17 protein-coding genes and 1 tRNA gene are annotated in these 21,330 nt (G+C 37.7%); 10 read left to right on the top strand and 8 right to left on the bottom strand.

The genetic code is table 11. The annotated features are described in order from the left end of the window. Positions 1 to 323 precede the first annotated feature (323 nt). The 5 genes from ACUN24_RS22960 to ACUN24_RS22940 all read left to right on the top strand — a co-directional run bounded on the left by ACUN24_RS22960 (position 324) and on the right by ACUN24_RS22940 (position 6,380). Entirely contained in the window at positions 324 to 563 is a 240-nt protein-coding gene (locus tag ACUN24_RS22960) for a hypothetical protein (RefSeq protein WP_445564628.1), read from the top strand. 15 nt (positions 564 to 578) lie between these two features. Then, positions 579 to 974 (top strand): hypothetical protein, encoded by a 396-nt coding sequence (locus ACUN24_RS22955; protein ID WP_445564627.1) that lies wholly within the window; start codon positions 579 to 581, stop codon positions 972 to 974. Positions 975 to 1,952: 978 nt separating this feature from the next. After that, entirely contained in the window at positions 1,953 to 4,400 is a 2,448-nt protein-coding gene (locus ACUN24_RS22950; protein ID WP_445564626.1) for an NAD(P)-binding protein, read from the top strand. A 13-nt stretch (positions 4,401 to 4,413) separates the two neighbouring features. Then, a complete protein-coding gene (locus ACUN24_RS22945) occupies positions 4,414 to 4,896 on the top strand; it encodes a JAB domain-containing protein (RefSeq protein WP_445564625.1) in 483 nt (160 codons plus the stop codon). A gap of 470 nt (positions 4,897 to 5,366) precedes the next feature. Further along, positions 5,367 to 6,380 carry a hypothetical protein gene (locus ACUN24_RS22940; RefSeq protein WP_445564624.1) on the top strand — a complete coding sequence of 338 codons (1,014 nt, stop codon included), beginning with the start codon at positions 5,367 to 5,369 and terminating at the stop codon, positions 6,378 to 6,380. A 576-nt stretch (positions 6,381 to 6,956) separates the two neighbouring features. Here ACUN24_RS22940 and ACUN24_RS22935 read toward each other — a convergent pair. Both ACUN24_RS22935 and ACUN24_RS22930 read right to left on the bottom strand, forming a co-directional pair. Further along, the gene (locus ACUN24_RS22935; protein ID WP_108200118.1) at positions 6,957 to 7,361 is read right to left on the bottom strand and encodes a HipA N-terminal domain-containing protein; all 405 of its coding nucleotides are present in this window, start codon (positions 7,359 to 7,361) and stop codon (positions 6,957 to 6,959) included. Position 7,362: 1 nt separating this feature from the next. Further along, entirely contained in the window at positions 7,363 to 8,373 is a 1,011-nt protein-coding gene (locus ACUN24_RS22930; protein ID WP_445564623.1) for a HipA domain-containing protein, read from the bottom strand. 265 nt (positions 8,374 to 8,638) lie between these two features. On the opposite strand from ACUN24_RS22930, the gene ACUN24_RS22925 reads away from it, so the two are divergent. Then, complete coding sequence (locus ACUN24_RS22925; RefSeq protein WP_445564622.1) at positions 8,639 to 9,220, top strand: hypothetical protein; 582 nt, start codon at positions 8,639 to 8,641, stop codon at positions 9,218 to 9,220. Between the two features lie 480 nt (positions 9,221 to 9,700). Here ACUN24_RS22925 and ACUN24_RS22920 read toward each other — a convergent pair. The 3 genes from ACUN24_RS22920 to ACUN24_RS22910 all read right to left on the bottom strand — a co-directional run bounded on the left by ACUN24_RS22920 (position 9,701) and on the right by ACUN24_RS22910 (position 11,553). Next, positions 9,701 to 9,772 (bottom strand) — tRNA-Arg (locus ACUN24_RS22920). A gap of 293 nt (positions 9,773 to 10,065) precedes the next feature. After that, the gene (locus ACUN24_RS22915; protein WP_445564621.1) at positions 10,066 to 10,347 is read right to left on the bottom strand and encodes a hypothetical protein; all 282 of its coding nucleotides are present in this window, start codon (positions 10,345 to 10,347) and stop codon (positions 10,066 to 10,068) included. 126 nt (positions 10,348 to 10,473) lie between these two features. Then, on the bottom strand, positions 10,474 to 11,553 hold the full coding sequence (locus ACUN24_RS22910; RefSeq protein ID WP_445564620.1) for an RICIN domain-containing protein: 1,080 nt from the start codon (positions 11,551 to 11,553) through the stop codon (positions 10,474 to 10,476). Between the two features lie 923 nt (positions 11,554 to 12,476). On the opposite strand from ACUN24_RS22910, the gene mgtE reads away from it, so the two are divergent. Beyond that, entirely contained in the window at positions 12,477 to 13,853 is a 1,377-nt protein-coding gene (gene mgtE, locus ACUN24_RS22905) for a magnesium transporter (protein ID WP_445564619.1), read from the top strand. Positions 13,854 to 13,862: 9 nt separating this feature from the next. Continuing rightward, positions 13,863 to 14,477 carry an HAD hydrolase-like protein gene (locus ACUN24_RS22900; protein ID WP_445564618.1) on the top strand — a complete coding sequence of 205 codons (615 nt, stop codon included), beginning with the start codon at positions 13,863 to 13,865 and terminating at the stop codon, positions 14,475 to 14,477. Positions 14,478 to 15,608: 1,131 nt separating this feature from the next. Here ACUN24_RS22900 and ychF read toward each other — a convergent pair. After that, a complete protein-coding gene (gene ychF, locus ACUN24_RS22895) occupies positions 15,609 to 16,709 on the bottom strand; it encodes a redox-regulated ATPase YchF (protein ID WP_445564617.1) in 1,101 nt (366 codons plus the stop codon). A 308-nt stretch (positions 16,710 to 17,017) separates the two neighbouring features. Here ychF and ACUN24_RS22890 point away from each other — a divergent pair, with 308 nt between their 5' ends. After that, positions 17,018 to 17,482 carry a hypothetical protein gene (locus ACUN24_RS22890; RefSeq protein ID WP_445564616.1) on the top strand — a complete coding sequence of 155 codons (465 nt, stop codon included), beginning with the start codon at positions 17,018 to 17,020 and terminating at the stop codon, positions 17,480 to 17,482. A gap of 76 nt (positions 17,483 to 17,558) precedes the next feature. Here the strand turns inward: ACUN24_RS22890 and ACUN24_RS22885 are convergent, their stop codons facing one another. Further along, positions 17,559 to 17,882, bottom strand: coding sequence for a DUF3276 family protein (locus ACUN24_RS22885; protein WP_029275977.1), 324 nt, complete (start codon positions 17,880 to 17,882; stop codon positions 17,559 to 17,561). A 79-nt stretch (positions 17,883 to 17,961) separates the two neighbouring features. Then, positions 17,962 to 19,752 (bottom strand): ABC transporter ATP-binding protein, encoded by a 1,791-nt coding sequence (locus tag ACUN24_RS22880; RefSeq protein WP_445564615.1) that lies wholly within the window; start codon positions 19,750 to 19,752, stop codon positions 17,962 to 17,964. Positions 19,753 to 20,195: 443 nt separating this feature from the next. Between ACUN24_RS22880 and ACUN24_RS22875 the strand changes: the two genes are divergently transcribed. Further along, positions 20,196 to 21,284 carry a Glu/Leu/Phe/Val family dehydrogenase gene (locus ACUN24_RS22875; protein ID WP_445564614.1) on the top strand — a complete coding sequence of 363 codons (1,089 nt, stop codon included), beginning with the start codon at positions 20,196 to 20,198 and terminating at the stop codon, positions 21,282 to 21,284. The last annotated feature ends 46 nt before the right edge of the window (positions 21,285 to 21,330 follow it).

Raw genomic sequence — 21,330 nt, 5'->3', positions numbered from 1 at the left:
GGAAAAAATCTGACTGATAGCTCATCAAAAGGAAAATACAGAAGCTATTTCTATTATCATGTATTTCGCATGTCGATTTAGGATTAATGCAGTAAAAGCCAATAAGGTCTTTTAAAAAGGATTAGCGAATCTTAAACCAATAAACACCTGGATTGAACGAAGGTGTTGAGTTGATATCCCTGAATGGATACCCGACATTGTTTCTAATAACCATTGATAAAATATTTTAGAATATTGATGCAACCTTCAATCAATTCTTGTCGTCTCTCCTGTATAAACTAATTCGAATACATATTCCCAGCGTCAAACAAGCTTTAAAAAAGATGAAGAAATCCACTTACCTGTTTATTATCGTCCTTTGTTTCCTTAGTAGTTCCTGCACAATGATGGTGAAAGGAATCGCCAAACTCCTGGTTAAAGACTATAATAATTATACTGATACTTATATATCTGATATACAAATTGTAGAAGCAGATGGAAGTAATCACTCATTTGGTAGCTTATACAAGGGGAAAACGGTATATCTATATGTTTGGGGAAATAAGAAACTATCAGTTCAGTAAGAAAAATCATACAGGTTGCTAAAGGAGCGCTTTGCTAAATATCCGGACGTAATTTTTGCCGGTCTTTATGTCGGTTCAGATACCTCATCAACCAATAAATTAGGTGATGATACTTCGTCTGCCAAATTCCATAAGATTTTGAAGATTGGCGATCCGGCACCGTTCATCATCGGGAAAGATGGAGCGATTTTGGCTTATAAAGGCCCCAAGCCAGATGATAAAATTATTGTAGATTATGTTCTTTATGAGGCAATGGGAGGTGAAAACGGAACTAAATCTGCCAAACGTTTTATTAGAGGAGTAAATGGAAATAACCAGTTTAAATCTCTTAAGCTGATTGAATGGTACACCAGCCACTTTGGCAAGGCCCCCGACAATAAACTTAATATGTCCTTGTCTTCCACAAATTAGGAGGCGATCAATTCAGGACTATGATGATTTTAGATAAATGTTTTACTTTTTGAAAAGGATGGCATTGTGGTTTCTAGCTCTAAGGCACGTATGTGCTTGATTTTCTTTAGCTAAAGGCAAAAAACTGTCCGATTAGCAATGATGCTGAAAAATCAACTATCCTAAAGAGAAATCGAACTCCTCGAAATGGCGATTGAACAATACTTTAAGCATTTTTTGAACCAGTTCTAAAAAGGTACAGGTAATTTTAAACTAAAAATCGAACACCAATTATTGGTGCGTTAAGTTGTTGTGAAACAGGTTTTATAGATGTAAAAAAAGGAGATAACAAAAATGTGTTGTCTCCTTAAGTGCTCGTAACGAGACGATTAACGAACTTTTTTGTTGATGAGTTGAAGAGGATATCTAACTTGAAAATTTCGAAATAAGACTTGCGTTCTCCCTCGTTTTTAAAAAGTAAATTCAAAACACATTAGTTTGATCTTTGTAGCAATTTTTGGCGACAAGCTATTTTAGGACAAGACACCGCTTAAACGCGGAACGGGCTGCCATTTTCACCGAAATGCCCACCCCAATCATAATCGACACTCAAAATCTCAAAAAAAAGGCATGATTGACTAAAATCACTAGCTAGATCAACAAGGAGCTGTCCCGGATAGAGATGCTACCTTAGAACCTCTTATTTTGCGCTAATTTGAAAAAATATAGACGAAGGATATATCGAAAAAAGTTTGATCAGAAGATCGAAACGGTTATTTTTCCTGAAATACTCAGTGAAATGATCAAATATCTTTTTGAAGATGGAAGTTACTCTTATAAAAACTTTTGAAATGTAAACGAGTTTAATTCTTGGAAGAAGCTTGAACTTCGGATGATTGCCAAAAGACTTATATATCGCTACAGATCAATGAAAATGTCGTGATTAATTATTAATTTGAGCCAGCTATATTGGCGCACTCACCATGTTGAATTAAAAATTTGGAAAAAAAGTATTTCGAAGAACTTAAAAAGGAGATTCTTGAAAAATCCGGCATAAAGGAAGATATCCCTAATAAATTTAAGATTTTATCCAATGAAATCTATAGGCTCACGAACCGCAAAATAGGTGAAAAAACGTTAACGCGATTTTTTGGAATAGATAGGGGCCGTGGCTTCGCAGCAAATACAGAATTTGCATTATTGGAATATGTGGGAAGAAAAGACTGGAGTTCCTATGAATCTCCACTCGACGTAGCCTTGCCTGCTGCTACAGTGCCTGATCCAACATTTCTTGATCTTGTTTCCCAAAAAGAGAGTAAAGATTTGAATGATAAGGAGTATCTTGAACTGTTTAAGATTGAAGACAGACAGTATATTATCGGTATCTACCAAGGTGGGATTACCGTCTACAAACAGCAGATTAGAGCATTGAACATATTTAATGCTTTAATCAGTTCTAAGCAGATAAGGCTAGATGAAGATGGCTTTACCATCGGAATAGTTGGTGGCGGCGTTGCTGGTCTTACATTTGCTGCTGCTGCCCTCAAGTCTAATCTCGTAGTGAGATTATTTGAAAAGGAGCCACATTACCTTCATATGCAATCAGGCTGCGATACACGCAAAATACATCCCAATATGTATGAGTGGCCGGATACAGGATCATTATTTCCATACGCTAAACTTCCGGTGCTTAGCTGGCAGTATGATACCGCTTCCAACGTATCAAAACAGATTATTAAGAATTTTAAGAAAATAAAAGAGGAGCACTCCATAAATTATGGAGAGTACATGCGCACTAAACCTGTCAAGGTCGAAAAAAATGAAAACAAAAGTCAAAAAAAGATAAAAATTACACTTGAACAGGTTGGAGGTGATAAAAGAACGGTGCCTGTATTTTGTGATCTTTTAATCTATGCTGTTGGGTATGGGATCGAAGGTGGGGTAAATCCAGCATCCCATACGTTTTCCTATTGGCGCAATGATTCAATAGGCCAGTCCAATTTAAGGAACGGAAACAATCATTACATGATATCCGGTCTGGGGGATGGTGGATTGATTGATCTCTTCAGATTAAAGATTTATGATTTTAGTTATGAATATATACTCACTGTATTTAAATCTAATCCAACAGCATTCAAAAATCTGAAAAAAAAGCTATCCGCAGTAAAAAAAGCTGCCCTTGAACATAAAGAAATTCCAGACGGTTTTCTGGTCTATCAGTTTAGCCTAATAGTAAAAAATGACTATGCCTATATTTTGAAGGCTTTAAAAGATGCCGACAGGATAAGGGAGAATATCCACGTGACACTCAATGGCAGCGAACCAACTTTTCTAGCTTCCCTGGATTTTAAAAAAATATCCCTGCTCAATGCTTTTCTGGCATACATCCTAGAAGAAGATCACTTCAAATATGAAGGGGGTAGAATTGTTATGAAAATTGCTGAAAAGAGATATTATTTCAACGACAATCTGCTTGAAAAGGAAAACCTGATCGTTCGCCATGGAACGCTTAAATCAGCTATCATCAACGGGCTGCCTTTTTCCGAACAACAAAAAAACAGATTGAAATTGTTGGAGACAGCACAGATAAAAATATTGCCATACGGCATTGTTCAACCGCGGTGGACTATCGCTGAGATCAATAATCACTTTACATATGCTCAAAGAACCCTGGCTGAAGATGAACAGGGACCGCAGAAACAAAAGCGAGTAGAGTACTTGACGCCACAAACGCTATCAGTATGTACCAGTTTTGTTTCGGTGCTCAATTCCGTACTGGAAAAATTTAAAGCATCCGGACAGGACTATAGGACTTCAATTTATAGGGTAACCGATGTCCAGGGAGATCTTTTCTTTCAGCAGATTACATCTTTCTTTGGAACAAGATCAATGAGCGGGGATGGCAGTGCAAAACGGGTCTATAAATTAGATCGAGGGAATATCGGCTATTCTTTTACTACCGGAAAACCTTTACTGATTGTTAGAAACGATGAAAAGGCCTTTGAAGAAATTGTCGCATTGCTAAATCTTAAAAGTTATTATAACGAAATAAAGGATCCTAAGTCATTTTTAACGATTCCGATAGTGTCAGATTTTTCTTTCGTAGATGCAGAAGGCGTTCATCATACCGGTACCTCAACTAATGCTGTCCTCTATATAGATTCAACAGATGAACACTTTTTTGATGCAGCCGACGTTAAAGAGGCAATATTGTCTGTCGCAAAAGGTTTTGTGAAATCCATTGAGCATATGCTTAAGCACGAGCAGCTTTTCATGGCAGACCTTGAATACCATCCAATAGTTTTAAATGGTGACAAATACAGTGATAAACTTTACAATAATAAATGTTATATTGATCTCGTTAATACAGGTCTTGGATCTGGACTTAAATTTAGTGAATACCATTCGTTTGATATCATGCACAACAGTCCTGAAAGGTTTGTATAATTAAATTTTCGCTATGAGTACTGAAACAATTTCTAAAAGTAAAAATCAAATAAACCCTCAAAAGGGTTGGATTACTATTGAGGATTTGACTTACAAGATTAAGGAAATCCAGGGCCGCAAGAAAATTAAGGATGCAGATGATGCATATTTCGAAATTCTTGAAAATTGGGACAAGGCAAATATTGCCACTGTGAGAGGGTATCAAGCATTAGTTCTTAACGAAGAAGACCGCATTACGCACAGGATTTTCTTTGATACAAAAAAGAAGCTTAGACCTACAGACTTTGATACAGTATTTGATGTATTAAGTCAGGTCCATGCTACAAAAGTAATTGTAGGACAAAATAATCCCCATAAACAAGTCCTTCCCACAAATCAGGAAGAGCTTATTGCCCGGAGGTTCAGGAAATTGGGAGAAGATAAGAATATTGTTGTTAAGGATCAGTTGATTGTATCAAAAGTAGAATTTTTCTCATTTAAGGATAATGGGCTTTAAAAATTTTTGAGTTAATTTTTTTGCTTTTTATCTGCCTATTGGTCAAATCTGATGGGCATCTAAATCCAGTTAGACAGCTGAAATATGTCCATAAATTCTTTTCTTAATAACGCTTTAGCATCATATTTCACGCTCATTTCCACACTTTCCGCTCTGATTGCCGTATAGTGCAGTCATTTTCAATTTCTTGCAATTTTCAACAGCATTGCTCATTGGCAAGATTGTGACCTACATTTCTTAAGGTTCTTATGGCCGCATAGTCGACAATCTCGTCCATTTTTGATTTCTCTCTACCGAGTAGTTTTTTGTAATAGCTTAGGTGGGCTAATCGATTTCCTTTTTGAATTAGAGGTGTGTGGTAACCATTTGATTACTAATTTTTTAAATGAATAATTTAAATGGGTAAATCCGCGTCTTTCAAAGACATTTACTTTATATTTAGGTATTATTAATTAATACCATCTAAGATTATGAATGCTCCCAAAATTATTTTATTGTTCCTAACGGGGCTTTTTCCTGTATGCGCCAGTGCGCAGGACATTTTAAGCGATAAAAAAAGCGAGACATTGGTTTCCTTTCCCACCTCGCTCACTACACCAAGTTTTTCCTCAAAAAACATAGGGGTTTCAGGACCTATATGGAAGATCCGTCAGACCCAGTTCTATGTTACCAAAGCAGATGGGGAAAAAGTTTGTACAATGCTTAAGACCCACATGTTGAGTTATAATGTTAACATTGTGGACAATTCCAAGAATACGTTGATCTTTTCTAAGAAAACCAATGTCAGCCCGCATTTCGAAATCGGGTATAATATTGCAATCGATTACCTTGAAGCTCCCGACCTCAAGAGAGGATTCTATTATACCCTTAGCGTTGCCGGATTTGTAGACTATCAGAACTTCAAGACATATGATCCTTTGTTTGGGGCCCTTCCGCCTTCAAAATATAGAAGGTGGAACCCAGGTGCGAAAGTGGTGACAAATATTTTCAAGGGCAGCCATTATGCCCTTTCCCTTTCCGGAAGCTATCGACACGCCGTGGACGTAGACAAGCTCACCAGTTTTCAGCTGAAAACCCCTGACTTTCTTTCAGATGCAAATGTAGCATCCAACGGAACGACAGACTGCTATCTCGGACCGGTTGAGGCGAAAAGCATAACTCGCCTATCTGCAGCATTGCCCATTTTTGCTATCCACGAGGTGCTTCTCAGAGGCCCTTTTCCCAATATCCAACTGGTACCTACCCCATACTATTTTGTTACCACAAATGACTTCAAAAAAACTTCGCATAACGCGGGAATTGGATTGAGTATTCTTCCGGCAAGGATCTACAAACAAAATAATATCAAATTTTTGAGTGCGCTCAGTCTCAGCTACAATTTGATTTCTAGTGGTGACAAGGCAAACGCGAGATTTTTGTATGTTTCAGGGACTTTCAGTCTCGGTGTTTTCAAAAGAAAGGATGTGACAGACAAACCTGACTAAGCCTGGTTCTTGCTCAGTTATTTCTAAAGACAACATCTTGTAGTAATGATGAGCGGGGTCAGCCATTCCCGAAAAATGTTAATTATGTAGGTTATAGCCACTAGCTAAAGGATCAGCAAAGCTTTGAAATATAGCTTTAAGAATAATATTGCCGAGTTGCATCAAACCGGTTTTAAAGTATTGTGTTGGTTCTCAAAATGGAAAAAATAGAACCATAATTACAATTAGGCAGGTAATTAGTTTTCGGTAGATCATAGTTAAGTGCAGATAAACTTATTTTAGGGAAATGATCTTAATTTGCGTATTTCAGAAGAACTGTACGCGCATTCTGCATTTAAGCTGATACACTCTTTAGCTGCAAAGTCAAATATACACATATTCCGCCCAGCAAGATCAACTTAGTTTATGGGGAAAATCGGAAAAATATTTCCTGTAACAAATGTTTCCCTTCGAATGGTAAATCAGATTTTTTGGTGCAAATTCAGCTAACCGCATAAAGATACCAACGGCAACAGATTACCAAAAAAAATCCCCAGATTTTCATCTGAGGATTAATATTCATTTTTCAATTACATTTTAAACCAGTTCGAGCTCATAAGGATTCGAAATAGTTTTCTGTCCAAAACGCTTCAATAATTCCAGTTCATTGGATTCATTAATGTGTTCTTTTTTCAATATCTCTTTTACAGCAGGCTGCTTTAATCCCGGAATGCGGGTTTGGAAAAACGGCCACAAAGTATCATTATGGTAAATTTTATCGAGGTTTGAAAAACCTGCAATATGGTTATATTCATTCTGATGCTGCTTAAAAGCTTCTGTATATTTAAATTCCCATTCTCCATTCTCACAATGAAGGATCCCAATAACCAACTTATCTACCCGAAGTTCAAACGTAGCGTTTTCTTCTTTTGGTAAATGAACTTCAATCTTTGAATGAGGTTCCTCCGATTTTGAAAAAAGACTTTTAAAATATTTGATCATATTATAACTCCCTTATTCGTTTAAATCTTTCTCTAACAATATACTCTATTAATTTACATCTTTCTTTGATAAAAAAAGGAAAAAATTCAATTTTTAACATTTCAATTATCCGCTCCTCATTATCAAATGAAGACATTTCTTTTATAAGAACGCTGTAATCAGCATTATAGTTTTTAAGATAACTAATTAATCCAAAATGGTCAATGCCGCTGTCATCATCTATACTTATCCTAGGACATGCCTCGTTTATGTAACGCTCAACTTTTTTCCCGTCCCGGCTCATCGACTGAAGGTTATTTACAATCCAGTCATCACTGTTATTCCATAACAAACCTCTTGCAGAGTCGTAAAGTGGAGCAAAACGCGGCACAGTATTTAGCTTTTTCGTATTTGTTATGACTCCCCAATTATAAAAGTGCCTGTCATTATTTCCAACCAAGCCATCATAAATAATCATCCTGACAAGTTCAGACATCAATCCGTGACTCTCCCCCTTAAATTTGGCAGCCATTGCCTGTTCGATAAACTGGAAAGTAAACAGTTCACGGGAAGATTTCTTTTCATTGGCAATTTCCTTCGCAAAGGGTATGTCATCCAGGTATTCACCACAGATCTCCGCACCATGCGTCAGCGTCTCATTATTCTTCAAAAAATACCTACTGAGAAATCTGATCTGACTGTTTATCCGGTATAGCTCAACCTCATTCATGTTAAGTCCTAAAACCTGACCGATCCTATTGATCATAAACTCGATTACAGATTCATGGGGATACCACTTTTCAGCTGTTTTGGCAATGTATGGGATCCAGGTTCTTGGATTATTTCTGTGGATACTGCTATTGGGTAAAAATCTATAAACCCTGATAAACTGTTTTGGGGCATCCCCATCCAGCAAACGATCTTCTACACAATAATCCTTCTCCTTTAAAATCTCAATAGCTCCTTCATTGAGAAAAAGCCCCGAAGAATGCATGGAATTTTCGGTACGGAGTTTTGGACGTGGAGCTTTCACTTAGAATAAAATAGGCAACAAAGATAAGTAATAAAGTTCGCGAATAAATGGATTAGAAGTCAAGAAAAATGTAAAAAATATGCAGTCGATCCCTCCAGCGGAGTATAGCTAAGTATTTAAAGGGAGATGGCCGCTCGTTCAGTTTTCAAAGTGGTGCCGCATTTCACTTCAAACTTCGTTGAAATAAACATGAATACGAACAATTGGTTGAATAGGATAAAAATGCTTATAAAATTCTAAATTTATACTTAATAACGTATCGGTCATGGAAACTACCAAATTTTACTGCAGGGATATATTCAGCTTTTCCAACAAGGAAATAATCAAGCTGGTTGATTTTCTTTTTGACGAAACCAACCTGGACAGGCTGACGGGATACCTGTATGAGGAACGTCCATCGATAACCCGTAAATTTAGTTATCGCAAGATAGAAGTGTGTTCGTCTTACTATGACTGGGCATATATTGTCAAAGTAACCTATCTCCTTGAAGGATTGGATAGGGAGGTCACCACAGGTTTTTTGATATGGACGGAAGGCGGGACTAGTGATGAGGAGATTTACAGCAGGGATGTTTATATTCAATCAGTTGTGGGTTTCTTTAAAACAATGGAAGGGCAGATCTGGGAAAAAGGCGTAGCTGATGATTTTGGGATTGAAGTAGATTTTTCAGTATATCAGGTCTACGCCCGAAAGCTGTACGGTTTTTTGAATTGTACCCTCAAAGTCTTGAGCAATAAGTTAACAAATGATACGTATCAATGGAACACGCAACTCAAAGATATGTTCAAAGAGGGTCTAATGAGAAGTTTTATAGTCGATGAAACTACCATTCCTGAATTAACCTAGCACGTATAAATTATAGCATTTCCGCCAATGTTTGCTGTTGACAGAAGTTAAGAAGCAGTGAGCCAGGGGCAGAACAATGATCAGACTACACGAGAACTTAAAGTTCCTGCCGCCAGGAAACATTCCCAATCATCCAGTTCAAAAACAATATCTAAAGCTCTCCACAAGATCATTAAAGGATGATTTACAAGAAAAACTAAATATCCTTCAAAAGAAACCCTAAAGCACTCAAATCCAATTCGACAGATCAAAGATTAAATCCAGTAGAATCTAAATGGCCAAGCCCATTATTTGACATGGACTTAAAAAATTAACAAGAAATTGCTTAGAGAAGAAATTCTGATCTAAAGATCCGTGCGTACCGTTTGCCCTGAAATATTCAATTGAATGAAGAGATCGGATATGCGCATTTGATTAACAGATGGTTGCGTAAAATAAAAAACGAGACAAACAGCGTAAAAACTGATTTGTCTCGTGAGGTGCTCCCGACGAGATTCGAACTCATATCGATGGTACCGGAAACCATAATTCTATCCATTGAACTACGGGAGCAAGGCTGCAAATATAGGATTTGAAAACTTATTTTTTTTGCATTTTGAATAAAAAAATACACTTATTTTCATTTAGTCTTTATCCCGAAAATCCCCTGTAATATCAGCGTTTTGTATATAAAAGGTACATTTAGTGACGATAAGCTGACACCGATCGGTGCCAGAGTCCTATGGTTGTAGAGGCGTTTACGCGTGCAGGCGAATTATCGATTTTCTAATTAAGCGTTTCGCGCATACCCAGGTTTTTAGTATGCAGTTGAACAGCAATTTGTAGTGCGCTCTACCAATGAGCTATCATTCTTCATTAAATTCCAATTTGCCATCTATCACGGAAAGCAGCGTGTTTTTTTGAGCCAAAGCATTATAGACGGGATATCTGTTACCTTTATCCTTTAATGCCATAATCAATTTATTACTCACCATATGCATTCTCGTCCTGTACTTCGACCTCTTTTCGATGATATCCTGTATGTCGGTTTCAATAACTGATGCATCGATTTCATGGCCAAGGGTATGGATTTTATCAAGTAGTTCAATATAAGTAGTAAAGTATTCCTGAATATTATCGTTTTCCATAACCTATAAACGCGAAAAACTAGATCTTGGTTTGAGATCCGCCTGAAATTAATTGTCCAAAGACCGGCCAGATATTTAAATCCGATATCTGGCCGGTCGTCTGGTTAAGATCTGTAGTCTGTTGTGCTACATCCCGTCCGATCGCATGGCAAAAACTAATTTTACATGTCTGAAGGCATTTGTTTCGCTCCATTCATTGTCATAGTTTAAGCCGTAAGGCCAAAAATGCCCGCCTCCCGTATGTATTGCAGCGCTTTGACCATCAAAAATTTTAATCAGTGCGGTTGTATTGGTGCCTAGGAAGTCGCCTGTAGAGGTATTCGATGTCCATCCACTGCTCAAACCAACCCCATAAGTATGTGCAATTTCGTGCATTGCCGTACGCACATTCTGGTAACTGGTGTTCGCACCGAATCGTATATTTCCATTTGTACTGCCGTCCGCTGTGGGTACACCTGTGTTATATTGTACAGTAAGCGTGCGCGACGGCCAGTTAGCACCTGCATTATACCTCGAACAGGCATCATTCATGGCATTGGTAATGCGCGTCACGACATCGGCAGGTACTCCGGTGCTGTTAAGTACCCAGCTCAATTGGCCGGTTGCGTTAACCGTTAGTAAAGACCATTGCTGGTTTTCTCCGCCCCCATAACTCCATTGATCCACATTAGCACCATCATCGATAGACTGATTGGCGACTTCAATGTCCTTGCCGCTGTTCCTATTTACAATACGATAATAGCCGTTGCCAAGTGACGTAAATAGCCACTGCTGGTTTGTTGCTCCCGAGTAGGTAGATATATTTACATTGTTTCCGTCGGCTGTTCCTGCCTGATCCACCTGTAAACCTTTGGAACTATGTACGCCAATAATCGAATAGTAGCCGCCTGAAAGCAGGGTTAAATTCCATTTTTGATTTGTTCCGCCTGTACCCCCGTACTGGGAAACATTGGCACCATCTGCAGTCTGAAATCCACCAACGTCCAGAACTTTTCCACTTTTGCGGTTCACGATGTAAAAAGTACCATTAGTGACGGATAATGGAGTTTCATTAGGTGGTATTGCACTTAGTTTTCCTTTTATCGAAAGCGGATCTTTAATGGTGTCTGAGTTCGGTAACTCGGCTTTTCTGCAACTGCCTGCAAATAAAAGAATTCCAAGCATAAAGATGCTGAACGGAACTGAGGTAGAAAATTTTGTTTTCATAAAAATTAGGTAAAGGTGAATGAACAGGCATATGCATCTGTTCGTTTGGTTATTTTAAAGAGGGCATATGCAACTCATTTAGTTGAGTCCCTCTTTTTTACTATGAATGCATGCTTTAAAATGATTTTAATTAATTTCAGAATTCAGGGAAGATTGCCGCTGGTATACTGGTAATTGATAATTGGGCGTTTTGTAGCATAATTAGTTTCTCATAATCGGTTAAAAGCTTTGTGATTTCAAAAACTGGTCATGTCAATTTTAATTGCCTGCAACCAGTAATATCCATTTGGCAATTGGGATATCAGGATCTGTCATTTTTATACTTGGTTAAAACAAATTAAGCATAAAAAGGCGCTCGTAGTGAGGGGTAATCTGATAAAGATTAGGGGGCAAACTCTTTTGTTTTGTCTGTTATTGATTTATTTTAAGCTTTTTATAGAAATAAGATTTTTATAAATTTCTTTTTTTAAGTTTATTTTTATCTGGTAAAGAAAAAATAAAAGAAGATGTGGCTTATGTTATTTCTGAACTGTACAGTAGAACAGATATGCTGAAGCTAATGAAAATGGGTTGTATTGAGATATGATGGGAATTTTAGTAGAGTTGAATAGATCAGGACTGTTGGCGTGATAAGCTTGTGGGTTTCTTAATTTTCAATGCCTTTTCATTAAAAAAAAGCTTGCTTTTAATCTACAAATGCTTAATAAAATTAACTTCTTGCCGTTGAGATCTCTTTTATGTTAAAAAATGATTAAATCATTTCCCAAACATTCCTGTATGTTGGCTTTATGCATCCATATTTTTAAATTCGGCTGTTCGGTTCACGGTTTTTAAATGCTTAGGTTGGCTTTTTAGGAAATAAAAATGCACCTTTGCGAACCGTTAATAAAGGTTTAGGCATGTAACAAATTAAATAGCTGTGTATGGAAGAAATGGTTGTGGAAGAAATTCAGGAACTACTTGAAAAAGAGAATGATAAGGCGTTAAAGCAATATCTGGATCAACTGAATATTTCGGATGTTGAAGAACTGATAGATGAACTCCCACAATATGCAGCTAAATTTATAGAAACCTTATCCCTCAACAGGGCAGTAAACGTATTCAGGATCCTGGATTTTCCTACGCAGGAACGTATCATAAAAAAACTTTCCGGCAATAAACTCAATCAGATCATCAAAGATCTGCCACCCGATGATCGTACCGCACTTTTTAGCGAATTAAAAGGTGATGTAGTTAAAAAAATGATCACCCTTTTACCGCCCGAAGAGCGTAAAGAATCACTCGCACTTTTAGGCTACAAAGAAGATAGTATCGGCCGTTTAATGACACCCGATTACATCGCTGTAAAACCTGAATGGTCTATTACCCATGTTTTGGCGCACATCAGGCGTTATGGTAAAAACTCCGAAACCATTGATGTAGTGTATGTAATCAACAAAGATGGGGTATTGTTGGATGATATCAGGATTCGTGAGGTTTTACTGGCCGATCCTGAAGCTATTATTGGAGAATTGACCGACAAACGTTTTATTGCACTTAAGGCAAACGATCCGCAGGAAGATGCAATTAACATATTCAGGATGAACAATCGCGTGGCTTTACCGGTAGTAGATGAGAATAACATTCTTTTGGGTATTGTTACCGTTGATGATATTTTATGGATTGCGAATGAAGAATATACCGAAGATATGCACAAAATCGGGGGTACAGAGGCTTTAGATGAGCCTTATCTCGATATTCCGGTCCTAAAACTGGTAAAAAAACGCGCTGGCTGGCTAATTGTGCTATTTTTAGGCGAAATGTTAACCGCAACAGCCATGCAACATTTCGAAATCGAACTCGAAAAGGCAGTAGTGTTATCGCTTTTTATTCCATTAATTATGAGTAGCGGTGGAAATAGTGGTTCTCAGGCTTCAACATTAATTATCCAGGCCATGGCTTTAGGCGAGGTGACCATTGCCGAATGGTGGAGAGTGATGCGGCGCGAGCTCGTTTCAGGAGCCTTGCTGGGCATCATTTTAGGCACCATTGGTTTTATCCGCATTATAACCTGGCAACAGTTACATCTCTATAATTATGGTCCACATTGGTTTTTAATTGCAGCTACCATCTTTTTTACCCTGGTTGGCATTGTGTTGTGGGGCAGTTTAATTGGTTCAATGATGCCAATTATTTTGAAAAAACTGAAACTCGATCCAGCAACCTCATCAGCGCCGTTTGTAGCTACAATGGTTGATGTGACTGGAATTGTAATTTATTTCAGTGTAGCTGTATTAATTTTAAAAGGCGTTTTATTATAAATCTAAATCATGCAGAAGAAAATTACCACACTTTTTACCGATATCGGGGGCGTTTTATTAACCAATGGTTGGGATAGGCATGCAAGGGGAGAAGCTTCAGTACTTTTTAACCTTGATTCTGTTGATCTCGAAGAACGCCATCACCTTACTTTCGATACTTATGAGGTGGGTAAACTAACGCTTGATGAATATCTGGAACGTATTGTTTTTTTCGAAGAACGGAACTTTACCTACGATGATTTTAAAGAATTCATGTTCAAAAAATCGCTTCCTTATCCCGAAATGATTGAGTTGATCTGCGATTTAAAAAAGAAATACAACCTTAAAGTAGCTGTAATCAGCAACGAGGGCAGAGAGCTAAACCAATACCGCATTAATACCTTTAAACTGAATGAGTTTGTCGATTTTTTCGTTTCATCTAGTTTTGTGCATTTCCGCAAACCCGATGCCGATATTTTTAAGGTAGCCATTGATATTTCGCAGAGCGATGTAGAAACAAGTTTATACATCGATGACCGGATGTTATTTGTACAGGTTGCCGAAGGTTTAGGTTTAAAAGGCATTCATCACAGTAGCTACGAGGATACAAAAGTGCAATTGGCTGCTTATGGGTTAGAGATCTAGAAGAGAAATCGTCATCTCGACTGAAGCGCAGCGAAATGGAGAGATCTATTGAGTTAGATTTCTCGACTGCGTTGCACTCCGCTCGAAATGACGAATTTGCAGATTATCATCGTTGCAACGATGATTCTTCCGTGCTTCAATCTCAAAATAGTTCTTTGTATTTGAAAAGCAATTACAGAAGCTTTTTTAAAGTTTGTTCCCGCTTTCTGTTCAAGGCCTGATGAAGGATCAGGCGCTTTCACTGTCAATCGGGTTTAGATGGCAAAATAATTGTTAAAAAGAAACAGCGCTTCATTATCTGTGTTTATCCGTGTGCATCTGTGGTTAATTCTTGTAACGCTGCTAATTGTGCCTAAGAGCGTAGCGTCTTCCGTGTTTCAGAGTCTCCGTGGCAAAGATCACTTATGATACTTGAAGAATTGATAATTTTCTGTGTCGCCTTGCCATTAAAGTTGGCAACTCTGAATAAAACATTAATCCATTCTGTGTTTATCCGTGTGCATCCGCGGTCAATTCCTGTAATGCTGCTAATCGCGCCTAACAGCGTAGCGTCTTCCGTGTTTCAGAGTCTCCGTGGCAAAGATCACTTATGATACTTGAAGAATTGATAATTTTCTGTGTCGCCTTGCCATTAAAGTTGGCAACTCTGAATAAAACATTAATCCATTCTGTGTTTATCCGTGTGCATCCGCGGTCAATTCCTGTAATGCTGCTAATCGCGCCTAACAGCGTAGCATCTTCCATGTTTTCCGAGTCTCCGTGGCAATATCACTTATGATACTTTAAGAGTCGACAACTTTCTGTACAACTGTGCTATTAAAGTTGTCAACTCTGAATAAAACATTAATCCATCTATGTTTATCCGTGTGCACTGTAGTTAATTCCTGTAACGCTGCTAATATCACCTAACAGTATAGCATCTTTCGTGTTTTCCGAATCTCTGTGGCAAGATCACTTATAATACTTTAAGAGTTGACAACTTTCTGTGCAACTGTGCTATTAAAGTTGTCAACTCTAATTAATAGATTCCGTGTATCGTGACAAAAACATCTCAAAACAAAAAAGCCACTCTTTCGAATGGCTCTATACTATCTTTGTTTTAAAAAGCCCCTTTCAGGGGGTTGGGTAGGGTTAAACATTAAACCTGAAGTGCATGATGTCGCCATCTTCCACAACATAGGTTTTTCCTTCAACACCCAATTTACCCGCATCTTTACAGGCGTTTTCAGAACCTAAGGTTACGAAATCATTGTATTTAATTACCTCGGCACGGATAAATCCTTTTTCGAAATCAGTGTGGATTACACCAGCAGCTTGAGGCGCTGTAAAGCCTTTTGTAATGGTCCAGGCACGAACCTCTTGTACGCCAGCAGTAAAGTAAGTGTAAAGATTTAATAATTTATAAGCCGCGCGGATTAATTTATTTACGCCAGATTCAGTTAAACCTAAATCAGCTAAGAATTCCTGACGCTCTTCGTAGCTATCCAATTCAGCAATTTCCGATTCAATTTTAGCAGAGATCACCAAAACCTCGGCATTTTCATCAGCAACGTTTGTTTTAACCAGATCAACATATTTATTGCCGTTAATTACCGATGCCTCATCAACATTACAAACATACATTACTGGTTTTTGCGTAAGCAGACCTAAATCTTCAATAAAATCGAAATCATCCTGAGCCAATGCCGCAGTACGGATAGATTTGCCAGCTTCTAAATGTGCTTTAACTATCGTTAAAATTTCATAAGTACGTTTAGCATCTTTATCGCCACCTGTTTTAGCCATTTTTTCAACTTTTTGAATACGTTTATCAACGGTATCCAAATCTTTAAGCTGAAGTTCAGTATCAATAATTTCACGATCGCGGATCGGATCAACAGAACCATCCACATGAATTACATTTCCATCATCAAAACAACGTAAAACGTGAATAATTGCATTGGTAGCACGGATATTTCCTAAAAACTGGTTTCCCAGGCCTTCACCTTTCGATGCACCTTTTACCAAACCTGCAATATCTACAATCTCGATTGTATTCGGTTGCACTTTGTTTGGTTTAACCAACTCGGCCAGCTTGGTTAATCTGTCATCAGGTACTGTAATTACGCCAACATTGGGCTCAATAGTACAAAAGGGAAAGTTTGCTGCCTGCGCTTTTGCATTTGATAAACAGTTAAAAAGAGTCGATTTTCCAACATTTGGTAAACCAACTATACCACATTGTAATGCCATTTATATTATTGTCTTTAGTTCTTAAGTTTATGGCTATTGGTTCATAGTCTTATGGTCAATAGCCGTGCATTCATTCTTGAGCATTAGTTTGGTGGCTTTTAGCTGTCATCCATCAAGCCATCACATCTCACATCTCACATCTCACATCTCACATCTCACATCTCACATCTCACATCTCACATCTCACATCTCACATCTCACATCTCAATTTCCGCGCAAAGATAAGCTTTTAAAACCTTTATTTAAACCCTTGCTATTGTATCAAATCTATATTTTATCTAAGTTTAGCCCAAAATAGATAGAGATAAATGGAAGATTTTGAAAATGAAGTACCTCAGGAAGTAAAATTGGTTGTTACCGAAGAAATGCGGAGCTATTTTTACGATATGAGTAAATGGGCAAGGTTTTTATCGGTTGTAGGTTTTGTTGTCTCTGCATTTTTAACCTTAAGTTCATTTGGAATAGGGGCAGCAATAACAGCTAATCCGGCTATGCTCAATCAATTAGGGCCATTGGCCAGTATCGGCGCAACGGGCATTACCATATTTTACCTTTTGCTGGCGCTCCTCTTTTTTTACCCAAGTTTATTGTTGTTACGTTTTTCAGCCAAGGGCAAACAAGGTGTGCTGTTTGGCGATCAGGAAAATTTAAACGATGCCATTGCAAATGCAAAATCACTTTTTAAATTTTGGGGCATACTTACCATTGTGTTACTCGTGAGTTATTTTCTGTTAATTCTCGCTGTAGCCGTAAATAGTGTAGGTATAAAGTAAACAATAAATTATACACAAATAAAAAAAGCCTACTGATTTTGAAAATCTGTAGGCTTTCTATTGAAATTATAATTACTTAAAAAGTAAAATCGTCGCTTGCTTTAGTGCTATGTTCTCCATTTTCAGAGTATTCATAACGTTTTTCAACCACATCCTGGTGAGTTTTGATGTAATCAACCGTTTCGTTTAGTCCTTCTGCAAATTTTTCGAAATCTTCTTTGTATAAAAAGATTTTATGTTTTACAAACACACCGTCTTCTAATCTTTTCTTGCTCTCGGTAACTGTTAAATAATAATCACCCGATCTAGTAGCCTTCACGTCGAAGAAATAAGTTCTCTTACCTGCTCTTACTTTCTTTGAAAAAACTTCTTCTCTTTCCTTGTTGTCGAATTCTCCCATGGTTGGTATTGATGTTGGTTTTTGGTTTCGGTAAATATAAAGCAAATATTTAAAGTTCAAAATACAATTTTAATACAATTTAAATCGTACGCGTTTCCTCCTCCAAAAGTTGGTTATTATAAAGCTCCCTATAACTGCCGTTTAGCTTAAGTAATTCATTGTGTGTGCCTTGTTCGATGATTTTCCCGTCATCAAGTACCAGAATTTTATCTGCATTTTTTATGGTCGAAATCCTATGGGCAATTAAAATACTGGTTTTTCCAGCCATGATTTTACCAAGGTTTTGTAGTATTTCTTCCTCGGTTTTAGTATCAACTGCCGAAAGACAATCATCGAAGACTAAAATTTTAGGCGATTTAATCAGTGCTCTTGCAATAGAAACACGTTGTTTTTGTCCTCCTGAGAGTGTTATTCCCCGTTCACCCAACATGGTTTCGAATTTTTCTTCAAAATCAATAATGTTCGTATAAACCGAAGCGTTTTTAGCCGCATCATGCACTTCTTCATCGGTAACTTGGTCTAAACCAAAGGCTATATTGTTTTTTATGGTGTCAGAAAAAAGGAAAACCTCTTGCGGCACAAAGCCAATTTGGCTTCGGTAATCTTTGAGATTTAGTGCTTTTATATTCTTTCCATCGATGCCTATCCTGCCGTTTTCTACATCATACATCCGCATAATCAGATTTGCCAATGTAGATTTTCCTGACCCTGTTTTGCCGATAATGGCTACAAAATCGCCACTATTGATTTCAAAACTCACATCTTTCAAGGCCTCAATGCCTGTATCCGGATAGATAAAACTCACATTATCGAATTTGATATTACCCTTTAACTCAATTTCTGTAGTTTCTTTAGATTGAATGTCAGATGGGATATCTAAAAACTCATTTATCCTTTGTTGTGAGGCTGCAGCCCGCTGGATTAAAGAAGTAACCCAGCCCAGCATGGTTACCGGGAAAGTTAACTGGTTAATATAAATGATAAATTCGGCAATATTCCCTGCGGTAATGCTGCCATTCATTACCTGGATCCCTCCAATATATATGGTTAAAATCGTACTCAATCCAATTAATAGGAGCATGGTCGGGTAAAACAAAGCTGATACCTTAACCAGGTTCATCGAGTCTTTTTTATAATCATTGCTCTGGATTTCGAACATGTTTCGGGTGTAATCTTCGCGAACATATGATTTAATGATCCTGATCCCCGAAAAACGTTCCTGTACAAAGCTCGAAAGATCTGACAACCGCTCCTGGATCTTGCCGCTTTTTTTAAAAATCAGCGTATTCACATAATAGATAATCACCACCAGGAAGGGAAGGGGCAACAGGCAATAAATGGCCAGTTTGGAATTAACATCAAACATAGACCAGATAATGAGCACCGATAAAACGAAGGTATTAATGGTGTACATAATCGCCGGACCAACATACATCCTTACGCGGTTAACATCTTCTGTTGCCCGGTTCATTAAGTCTCCGGTGTTATTCCGGCGGTAAAAACCAAGGCTCAACTCCTGATAATGTTGGTAGATATCGTTTTTCATATCAAACTCTATATGCCGCGACATTAAAATAATGGTTTGGCGCATAAAAAACAGAAACAGCCCACGCAATAAATAAAGTGCAATAACCAGCAACCCAAAAAATAAAAGGTTACTGCTAAATATGTCGTAAATTATGGCCTGCCGATCGAAACCATGAAAGAGATTAAATATTTGGATGTTTTCGTCAATCAGATCAACTGCATAGCCAATTACCTGAGCTGGCACTACACCAAAAATATTAGAAATCACCACGAAAATGCTTCCGGGTATAATCCACCATTTGTATTTTAGGAAGTATTTGTTTAATCGGCTCAGGTGTTTCATGTTGTACAAACTTAGCTAATTTTGTTATTTCATAATACATATTTATCTATTCGGGCCTAAGCTTTAAAAATTAATGACACTTTCGGATGTCAAAGGGGAGATGTGGGATGGGATATGTAGGGTAACTAAGCTGTTCTCAGGTGGCTTAGGTGGTCAATGATTATTTTGAAAAGCAAGGTTCGGTGTTTTTGGGTTATGTAAGTCCTGCTATCGCTTCAAGTCCTCGCTGCGCTGTGGGCTTTCCGCTTTATCAGGTTTATTTAACATAAGCCGGTGGTTCTTCAGATGAGATGGAGTACGTTTTTCTCCAAAATAATACTTTTTTTAAACTAATAACCTTGTTTATTTAATCCTGTCCAAATTAATTTTTGTTATAGTTTCGTTAAATACATGTAATAATGGTTTTTTATTTTAATTTTGCAGCAGGTTAGCCGAACGTTAATATGCCAGCAAATTCTCCGTCAGATTCATCAATTTTAGATCAATTAAGTGTCTATGGGCATAAAAAATTGGTTTTCTGTAATGATCCAGATACAGGTTTAAAAGCAATTATCGCTATACACGATACCACATTGGGACCTGCATTGGGCGGAACACGCATGTGGAGTTATAGCACGGAAGGCGAAGCATTACAAGATGCGCTGCGATTATCACGCGGAATGACTTACAAGGCAGCGATAACAGGTTTAAACCTGGGCGGCGGAAAAGGCGTAATTATTGGCGATTCCAGGAAAGACAAAACAGAAACTTTAATGCGTAGCTATGGTAGGTTTATTAAAAACCTAAATGGCGAATTTATTACCGCAGAAGAAATGGGGACCAATACACGCGATATGGAATATATCCGTATGGAAACCAATTATGTTACTGGTGTTCCTGAGTCAATCGGTGGGGCAGGTAACCCGGCTCCTTTTACTGCTCAAGGTGTTTATTTAGGTATTAAAGCCAGTGTTAAAGAGGTATTCGGTACAGATATGCTTGCTGGTAGAACCATTGTAGTACAAGGTATCGGAAATGTTGGTGAGCACCTGGTTGCCCTGTTAAGAAAAGAAAATGCCGAAGTTTTGATCAGCGATATTAACCAGGAACAATTAACTTATGTTGCCCGTAAATATAAAGCGAAACCGATCGAGGCCGATAAAATTTTTACCACTGATGCCGATGTTTATGCCCCATGTGCAATGGGTGCTACCGTTAACAACAAAACCATCGAAAAAATGAAATTTGCAATTATTGCAGGTTCAGCAAACAACCAGTTAAAAGATGAGGTTTTAGATAGCGAACTGCTTTTGAAGAAGGGGATTTTATTTGCACCTGATTACCTGATTAATGCTGGCGGATTAATTTCCTGCTATTCGGAGTTAACTGGTTTTGGTAAAAAACGTACCGTACAGCTTACAGAGAATATTTACGATGCTACACGCAGTGTAATTAAATTAAGTAAAACCGAAAACATATCAACAAATATTGCCGCAAACCAGATTGCCGAGAAACGGATTGCAGATGTTAAAAAAATTAAATCGTCATATTAAATCATAATTATTAAAACAGGTTTTAAAAAACCACACTCGTTCTTAC

This window comes from Pedobacter sp. WC2501 (genome assembly GCF_052682415.1).
The sequence above is the reverse complement of the archived record's forward strand: the minus strand, read 5'-3'. Positions and strand labels throughout refer to the sequence as shown.